The sequence below is a fragment of the Streptomyces sp. NPDC054841 genome, assembly GCF_053611045.1.
Window position 1 is genome coordinate 1 of the sequence record NZ_JBSGZO010000818.1, and the last position, 2,028, is coordinate 2,028.

Genomic DNA, 2,028 nt, shown 5'->3' on the forward strand with positions numbered 1-2,028 from the left:
GCCGAACGGCGGGTCGCCGATCGGGAGGTTCAAGATGTTCGCGAGTTCATGTACATCGCGGACGAAGGCGGCGTAGTCGGCGGGGTCGGTGACCTGAGGTGTCAGCATGTAGATCGACTTACTGTCCCACTTCACTGTGGACAGCAGCCAGGTGGCGACTCTGGCCGCACCAGCCGGGCGCACCACCATGCGCCCGGGCGCGCCCTCGTCAGGGCCGGTGCGGTATGCAAGGGCGATCCTGCCATGCACCACCGGCAGCAGCACATATGAGGAGGCGTCGAACAACCCGTGCGCTCGGGAGAGCTCCTTCAGTAGATCGCGGAAGGCGTCCAGACTGGCCTCGTCGGCGTGCCGCGATCCTGCGGAGGCGGCCACCAAGCCCTCGCTGGACGTACCGTCCCCGTGAACGACACCGCTGATCATGTGGGTGACGACCGTGCCGACCGGTCGCAGGGTTCCGTTGGGGGCGGTCAGGAAGGGTTCCGGGGCGGGTGTCTCGCGCAGCGACTGCCACTCGTCCCCGAGGTCGCCGCGAAGAGCCAACGTGGCCGTCCCGGTGGCCGGGCTGATGTGCAGCTGCGCGGGAGCACTCTCCGGTTGCAGGTGCACCACAATGTCGAGGAGCCTGCCAAGTACCGTGAGTTCCTCCTGCAGGGTTCGCAGTACCTCGCCACTTGGCGACATCTCTGGGTGAAAGAGGACCGGGGCGCCGGGCGCCGGCTCCCACAAAGGGAGGACGTGCTTGGCGACCGTCGCCAGTCGCCAGGCCCGCTCGGCACGCACGGCGGTGTCACGAAAGGCCTCTACGGCTTTCGTCGCGGAGGCTGCAGCACCGTTCAGTGCCTCGTGCAGCTTTTTCGCCTCGTCCCGGGCCCGGCTCGCGAGCGCACGGTCGCTCGGCGTGCCGGACTCCACAGTCCGTTCTGCGTGAGAGTGAACCCGCTGGCCCAGGCGCGCCATCTCGGTTGCCGAGACCGTGAGCTGTTCGGCATGCGCTTTCAGTGCTTCGGCAGTCGCCTGGAGCATGCGCGCCCGATCCGCGAGCCTGGCCATGGCAGCTGTGGTGCGCTGTTCGGGTCGCAGCCCGTCTGCGTCCTTGACGGCCTGCTCGGCTCGCGCGGAGATTTCCTTGATCGCAGCGAGGTGCTCTTCCGCCAGCTCATCGAAGGCGTCGAAGAGCTTGAGCGCCTCAGACTTGCTCGCCAACCAGGACTGCCACAGGCGGGCGACGACGTGGTCGGTCGTCTTGATGCTGCGGGGCAGCTGCCGGGTCTCCACCGGCGGCAGCGGGAGCGCCAACTCCGGGAGAGCTGACAGTCCGTCGGGCGTGAACAGCCCGATTTTGCCGTCCGGATCGGCCGGTAGGTGCATCACCGCCGCGCCGCCCAGAGCCTGGGCGGCCTCGAACAGCCGGGCCGCCAGCTCGACATCGCCGGTGGCGCTGAACAATGCTCGGTCGGCCCGGACCACCGTGTACTGGAAGGGGTCCCAGAGCAGCGCGCCGATCTTGGTGAACCGAGCCGGGTTCCCGGGCGCCGACACGGTCGTCCAGAACGGGCCGGTCTGCCCGGCGGGCGGCTGTGCGGCATGCGGGCGCAGTAGATCGAGAAGCTGGTGCGGCTGGTTCTGCGGCATCAGACTGCGGATTGTCCGGACGGTGCCGTCACGGTGACCGACGTCCTCGGACAGCACGTGCACTGTGCTGCGTAGTTCGAGGGCCAGCTTGGCCGCCCACGCCTTCAGGGTTCGCCAGGACCGGTCGCCGGGCAGTTCGTTCGGCGGTCGGCCGTTCCCCTCGTCCTGCTGCCCGGTGGGCGCACTCTGCGCCTCGTCGTCGAACTGCACTCCTTCCATGTCGACGGTTTCATCGTCCGCCAGCTCGAGAATGCGTGGTCCGTCGCCAGCCGCGGCCGACAGGTCGTCCGCTTCGTCGGACAGGACGGCGATCGCCAGTTCGCCGACTCCCTGAGGGCGGACTCGCCGGATGAGGCTGACGAGGTTCCTCGGGTCGTCATCGGGGTGCAGACG

At 68.5% G+C, this 2,028-nt stretch carries 1 protein-coding gene; it reads right to left on the reverse strand.

The features are described 5' to 3' along the window. Positions 1 to 2,028 (reverse strand): hypothetical protein (locus ACWGI8_RS43530; RefSeq protein WP_453669070.1); only part of this gene is annotated, 2,028 nt, incomplete at both ends.